Genomic DNA, 6,899 nt, shown 5'->3' with positions numbered 1-6,899 from the left:
GGACGAGGGCGGCCACCGATTACCGGCCGCAGATCAACCAACCACCAAGGAGCAAAACATGACCGACATTCAAGACCCCTATATCGAGCTTGCCGGCGTCAGGAAGGCGTTCAGGATCGGGGCGGAGACCATACCGATCTTTTCGGGGCTCGACCTGTCCATTCCGCGCGGCGATTTCGTTGCGGTGATGGGGCCGTCGGGTTCGGGGAAATCGACGCTGCTGAATATGCTTGGCGGCATCGACAGCGCTGATGCCGGCGAGATCCGGATCGGGCGCAGCCATCTCGAGCAGATGGGCGAGGGGGCGAGAGCCGCTTGGCGGGCGCACAGCATGGGCATCGTCTTCCAGTTCTACAATCTGCTGCCGATGCTGAGTGCGGCGGAGAATATCGAGCTGCCACTGCTGCTCAAGCCGCTGGGGCGCAAGGAGCGGCGGGCGCGCGTCGATGCGGTCATGGATCTTGTCGGGCTTACTGGGCGGCAGCGGCAGTTTCCGTCGAGCATGTCGGGCGGGCAGCAGCAGCGCGTCGGCATTGCGCGCGCCATCGTCTCCGATCCCGATCTCATTCTCTGCGACGAGCCGACCGGCGATCTCGACCGGAAATCGGCGAATGATATCCTGGAGATGCTGGGCTTCCTCAATCGCGAGCTTCAGAAGACCATCATCATGGTCACGCACGATCCCGAGGCCGCCGCCTTTGCCAGGCGCACGCTGCATCTCAACAAGGGCGAATTCGTCGAGGGGGAAGGCCGATGACCTTCTTCGAACTGATGCGGCGCAATGCCTGGCGCAAGCGGCTACGCGCCGTTTTGCTGATGTTTTCGGTCGGGATCGCCTTCCTGATCTACGGGCTGACGGCGAGTTTCGTCAGCGGCAGCCAAGGGGCGGCCGGCGCCAGCGACAACCTGCTCGGCGTCTTCAACAAATCAGGTCGGGGGCTGCCGCTGCCCTTTGCTTATCTCAACCGGATCGCGGCGGACGGCGATGTCGCGGCCGTCGCCTATACGGCACGCATGCGAGGTTTCGTCGAGGTCGAGAAGAATGTCGTGGCCGTCAGCGCGGTCGATCCGAAGGCGATTGCCGCCGCCAATGGTGCCGAACTCGGGTTGACGCCAGAGCTGATCGCGGCGCTGGAAGAAGCGCGCGACCGGGTGCTCGTCGGCAGGGCGTTGGCTGAGGCGCAGGGCTGGTCAGTCGGCCAGCGCATCGGTGTTACCAGCCAGATCATCAAGGCTGACGGCAGCCGGAACTGGAACTTCACCGTATCAGGCATCTTCGAGGGTGCCGATGCCAGCACCGACACCTACTTCATGCTCGCCCGCTACGACGTGGTCAATGCGGCTCGTGCGAGGGACCGGGATACGGTCGACGCCTTCGTGGTGCGCCCGCGCGAAGGTGTCGCCTTAGGCGTGCTGGCGGCGCGCATCGACGCGCTTTTCGCCAATTCGGCCGCGCAGACCCGGACGCAATCGGAAAAGCAGTTCCTCGAAGCGTTTCTGCGGCAGTTCGCCGATGTCGGGCTGATCGTCAGCCTGGTCGTCGGCGCCGCCTTCGTGACGATCCTGATGATATCGATCAACACCATGCTGTTTGCCATCCGGGAGCGCCGCTTCGAGATCGGCGTGATGAAGGTGCTCGGCTTTTCCCGCGGGCGGATCGTGGCGCTCATTCTCGGTGAGACGTTGTTCATCTTCGCCGTCGGTGGCGCCGGCGGGCTCCTCGTCGCCAAGCTCGCGACTCTCTCGATCGGCCCGGAATTCGGCCTCGTCTTCAGCTTTGAGGTACTGCTCAAGTCCGCCGCGATCATTGCGGGGCTTGGTCTGTTGACCGGGCTCTTGCCGGCCGTGAACGCCATGCGCCTGCCGATCGTCAACGCCTTCAGAACGAGATAACCCAATGTCATCAGCGCTCAAGCAGACCTTTCTCATGATCAGAGTCAATCTCGGCAGCCTGCCGCGGCGGCTGTGGATTTCGTTGTCGATGGTGCTATCGGTCGCCCTGGTGGTGGCGGTGCTCTCGGGCTTTCTGGCGATGGCGCGCGGCTTCGAGGCCACCCTTGCCGGCGCCGGCTCGCCCGATATCGCCGTCATCCTCGGCGGCGGCACCAATCAGGAAACCGGTTCGGACGTGCCGGCCGATGCGATCCGCAGCCTGACTGCCATCAGCGGCGATATCGGGATTGCGCGCGATGGCGCCGGCGGGCTGGCGCTGTCGCGCGAGACCATCGTGCCGATCGATGTAAGGGGACGCGACGGCGCCGAGCAGACGCTGTCGCTACGGGGCATCGACCGGGCCGGGATTGATCTCCGGGGCCGCGCCCGGCTTTCGCAAGGGCGGCTGTTTGTATCAGGTGCGCGCGAGATCGTCGTTGGCGCCCGCATCGCAGAGGCTTTCCCCGGCTTTGGCGTCGGCCAGACCGTGCGGTTCGGCGCGGTCGACTGGACCGTCGCCGGTCATTTCACCGCTGGCGGCAGCGTCTTCGAATCCGAGATCTGGGCGGATCTGGACGCGGTGCAATCGGCCTTCGACCGGCAGGGGCAGGTGCAGAGCCTGCGCGTGCAGCTTGCCGGCGTCGACCCCGCAATAGCCTTGGCGGCGCTGCGCCAGCGGTTGTCTGATATATCGGGCACGCCGCTCACCGCGATCTCGGAGGCCGATCTCTATGCCGCGCAGGCCGCGCGCACTGAGAGCTTGATCCGCTTGTTCGGCTGGCCGATCGCGCTGCTGATGGCGATCGGCGCGACGGCGGGTGCCTTGAACACGATGATGAGCTCGGTCTCCGACCGCAGCGTCGAGATCGCCACGCTGCGCCTGCTCGGCTTTTCCCGCCTGCCGGCCTTCGCCGCCACCTGGTTCGAGGCGGTGCTGCTTTCCGTGGCTGGCGCCGGCTTCGGCATCCTCGCCTCCCGTCTTGCCTTTAACGGCTGGCAGGCGAGCACGATGGGCGCCAACAACACCAAAATGGCGTTCCAGCTTGTGGTTACGCCTGATGTGAATCTGACGGCAGGTTTGCTCGGGCTGGCGGTCGGGGTCATCGGCGGCGCCCTGCCGGCGCTGGCGGCCGCGCGGCTACCGCTCAGCGCGGCGTTGCGGGCGAAGGGGTGAAGTAGCGGCTGCCTGCCTCGGAGGATGTACCGTGTGGCCCCCTCATCTGCCTGCCGGCATCTTCTCCCCGCTGGGGCGAAGAGGAATCGAGGCGACGTCTTGCCCTTCTCGGACGCATCCGCTGTGGACGCGAAGTTCGCATCTTGCCCGCTTCTCCCCTCGGGGAGAAGATGCCGGCAGGCAGATGAGGGGGCCACACGGCACATCTTCACTGGGTGGCTTGGTGAGGGGCCGATTCATGCAATTATGTCGCAGAATACTTTTCGGATAAGTTGCATCTTTCCAATATCTTAGTCGGCTGGGCCATTGCTTGTGGAACAAGACCTGCAAACCGGCCCGCTGCCGCATTGACAACATCTTGTCGCCTTCTTGCCGTGGCCGGTTGCCCCCGCCGCATTGGATCGGCCGACCCCGATTCGATTCTCGCGGCTCATAGCGATCCGACCAACAGGGCAACACGGCGATATGACAACCTATTATGTGAATTCAGCAATCGGCTCCAATCAGAACAGCGGAACGAGCGGGAAATCAGCTTTTGCGACTTTATCCAAAGTGGAATCCTTGACGCTGAAAGCCGGTGACAGCGTGCTTCTCGCCAAGGGCAGCGTGTTCAACGAGCAGTTCGATATCAAATATTCCGGCAGCGCGAGCGCGCCGATCAAGATCGGCAGTTACGGGACGGGAGACGCACCTGTCATCCATAGCGGCGGCGACGGCATCCACAGTCTTTATGCGTCGAACATCGTCATCGAGAACCTGAAGATATCGAACACCGGCGGTGCGGCCATTTATGGCGGCGATGTCACGAACTGGACGGTGCGCAATGTCAGTATCGCCAAGTCGGGAATGTCGGAAGACGCCGGCGCCGTCACCTTCAGGAACAGCAAGAACGTCACGATTGAAAACAGTAAGATCTCCGATGTCAAAGGCGACGGCTTCTGGATCGAAAAGGTCAGCGGCGTCAAACTTCTCAACAACACTGTCACCAGCGCCAATGGCTCGACGGCCGATGCCGTGCAGGTCAACGACAGCAGCAATATTCTGATCAAGGGCAATCACCTCGACCAGATACATGCCGACAGTTCGAAGGGCGTGATCGCGCTGGTGGGGGCCACGTATGCGGTGGTCGTGAATAATACCCTCACCGGCGGCGGCTTCGGCATCAGCGCGCCTGCGGGTAAGAATGTCGCCATCCGCGACAACGACATATCGGGATTTCACGGCTACAGCTGGTCCTTCGCCGTCGGCCTCGGCGATCAGGGCGGTGCGCGGGATTACGACATATCGGGCAACCATATTCACGACGGCGCCTGGGGCGTGGCCGTCAGCGGCGCCAACGGCACCCACTACACACTCACGAATATCAAGGTCCACGACAATGTCTTCGACGATCTCACTCAGGCGGCGCTGAAGGTCGACAGGCCGGCATCCGGCTCCTTCTACAACAACACCATCGAGACTGGCGTCAAGGCCACCAGCATATCGCCTGCCATCGTCGACGCGCACACCTTTTCCGTCAGTAACAACCACACGGTCGCAAATGTCGAGACGGCGCTTGCCAGCACCGAGACCAAGGCTGCCGCAACGATGGAGGCGGCTGCCGACACGGCGGTCGTCGCCGCCCATGACAATCTGAAGATCTTCACCGATACGAGCGAGGCCCATCGCGGCAATCTCCTGGAAAACGACAGCTCCGACAACGACACGCTGGTGCTTCGCCGCTTCGGCGACGAAACCGTCGGCAAGCACGGCCTGACGCTGACCGGGGACTACGGTTCCATCCACGTGGACCGGGAAGGCAACTATGCCTACACGCTCGATGACACGAAGCTCCCCGACCACCATAGCGGACATGTGAGTGAGTCTTTCAAGTACGGCATCGACGATGGAACCTCGCAGCATAGCGACGCCGATACGCTGACCGTCTTCATCCATATGGACGGCTTACTGAGCTGAGGGTAGAGGACGGCCTCTCGCCGCCCTCATCCTGAAGCGCCCCGTGAGGGGCGTTGAAGGGCGGGGGCGGCCATTCCCTAACGTCAATTGTAAAGCGGTCCGTTACCGTTAATTCACCTTTCGGTCGTTATTTTATAGACTATCTTCTCTTAAGTTGTATTGTTGAGGATGCAGCCACCGCCAGGCTTCTCGGGAACATCGCAGGCCACAACCTGTCTACCGCCGTAACGACAATAGAAGATTGTCTTATGGCCTTTCGCCCCGACCGCATCCGATCCACTCATCGCAGCTGATCCCCAGACGGCTGCGCGACAATGCGAGCATATGGCGATATGACAGTCTATTATGTGAACTCTGCAACAGGGGCCAACAGCAACAGCGGAACGAGCGAGGACGCGCCTCTTGCGTCCTTTTGGGCGGTGGAAAATTTAAAGCTGCAGCCCGGCGACAGTGTGCTGCTCGCTGCCGGTAGCGTGTACAATGACCAGCTCGACCTCAAATATTCCGGCACCGTCAGCGCCCCGATCACCATCGGCAGCTACGGGGTCGGCGATGCGCCCGTCATCCACAGTCCCGGCGATGGCATTCACAGCCTTTATGCCTCCAACATCGTCATCGAGAACATCAAGATTTCGGATACAGGGGGTGCCGCCATCTATGGCGGCAGTGTTTCGAACTGGACAGTGCGCAATGTCGAGGTCGATCACACCGGCCTGGCGGGCAAGGCCGGTTCCGTCACCTTCCGAACCGGCTCGAACATCACCATCGAAAACAGCAGGATCAACGACGTCAATGGCGACGGCGTCTGGATCGAGAAGATCAACGGCGTCAATTTTCTCAACAACACCGTCACCAACGCTCACGGCACCGCGGCAGATGCCGTCCAGATGAACGACAGCAGCAACATAGTCATCAGCGGCAATGTCCTAGACCAGACGGGCGCCGTGACGCCGAAGGGCGTCATCGCACTCGTTCGGCCCGTGAATGCGGTGGTCGAGGACAACACGATTATCGGTGGCGGCTTCGGGATCGGCGCACAGGCTGGCACCAATGTCGCTATCCATGACAACGACATTTCAGGATATGGCGGTTATAGCTGGTCCTACGCCATCGGTCTCGGCGACCAGGGCGATACGCGGGACTATGATATCTCGGGCAATTATATCCATGACGGCGTATGGGGCGTGGCGGTCAGCGCTGCCGGCTCCACCAGTTATGTTCGTGAGGATATCGATATTCATAACAACGTCTTCGACGACCTGTCGCAGGCAGCGCTAAAGGTCGACAGACCTGCATCCGGCGCCTTCCACGATAATGTCATCGCGAGCGACGTTACGCCATACAGTATATCGCCGGCAATCATCGCGGCGAACACCTTTCCGGTCAGCAATAACACGACGCTGGACGAGGCCAAGGCGACGCTTTTCGTTCACGACAGTCTCGCTGCCGCAGATGTGGCGCACGTGGACGCGGCCCCGGTGATTGTCCCAACCCATGACAACCTGAAAATCTCAGCCGACACGGATGGCGCCCACCATGGCAATCTCCTTGAAAACGACAGCTCGGCCAACGGGACCCTGCTGCTTCGCCGTTTCGAGGGCGAGGTCGTCGGCAAGGATGGCCTGACGCTGGCCGGCCAATACGGCAGCATCCATGTCGACGATCACGGCGACTATAGCTACACGCTCGACACGACGAAGCTTGCGGGGCTTAGCGGAAACGTGAGCGAGACGTTCGTCTATAAGATTTCCGATGGGGTTGCGCATCATTTCGACACGGATACGCTGAGCATTTCCATCGATGTGAATGGCTTGCTGACCTGACGGCAGATGCCGGC

At 61.6% G+C, this 6,899-nt stretch carries 5 protein-coding genes; all 5 read left to right on the top strand.

What is annotated here, in order from left to right; all coding sequences use genetic code 11:
• The first annotated feature begins 58 nt into the window (after nucleotides 1-58).
• The 5 genes from RCCGE510_RS10940 to RCCGE510_RS10920 all read left to right on the top strand — a co-directional run bounded on the left by RCCGE510_RS10940 (nucleotide 59) and on the right by RCCGE510_RS10920 (nucleotide 6,885).
• On the top strand, nucleotides 59-757 hold the full coding sequence (locus tag RCCGE510_RS10940) for an ABC transporter ATP-binding protein (protein ID WP_037078311.1): 699 nt from the start codon (nucleotides 59-61) through the stop codon (nucleotides 755-757).
• Nucleotides 754-1,893, top strand: a complete 1,140-nt coding sequence (locus RCCGE510_RS10935) for an FtsX-like permease family protein (RefSeq protein WP_007629861.1) — start codon at nucleotides 754-756, stop codon at nucleotides 1,891-1,893. The genes RCCGE510_RS10940 and RCCGE510_RS10935 overlap by 4 nt, the downstream gene beginning before the upstream one ends.
• Before the next feature lie 4 nt (nucleotides 1,894-1,897).
• The gene (locus tag RCCGE510_RS10930) at nucleotides 1,898-3,106 is read left to right on the top strand and encodes an ABC transporter permease (protein ID WP_007629856.1); all 1,209 of its coding nucleotides are present in this window, start codon (nucleotides 1,898-1,900) and stop codon (nucleotides 3,104-3,106) included.
• A 465-nt stretch (nucleotides 3,107-3,571) separates the two neighbouring features.
• The gene (locus RCCGE510_RS10925) at nucleotides 3,572-5,062 is read left to right on the top strand and encodes a right-handed parallel beta-helix repeat-containing protein (RefSeq protein WP_007629855.1); all 1,491 of its coding nucleotides are present in this window, start codon (nucleotides 3,572-3,574) and stop codon (nucleotides 5,060-5,062) included.
• Between the two features lie 332 nt (nucleotides 5,063-5,394).
• Entirely contained in the window at nucleotides 5,395-6,885 is a 1,491-nt protein-coding gene (locus RCCGE510_RS10920; RefSeq protein ID WP_007629854.1) for a right-handed parallel beta-helix repeat-containing protein, read from the top strand.
• Nucleotides 6,886-6,899: the final 14 nt, after the last annotated feature.

This window comes from Rhizobium sp. CCGE 510 (assembly GCF_000292525.1).
GTDB lineage: Bacteria > Pseudomonadota > Alphaproteobacteria > Rhizobiales > Rhizobiaceae > Rhizobium.
Note: the sequence above shows the minus strand (reverse complement) of the source record. Positions and strands in the feature narration are given on the sequence as shown.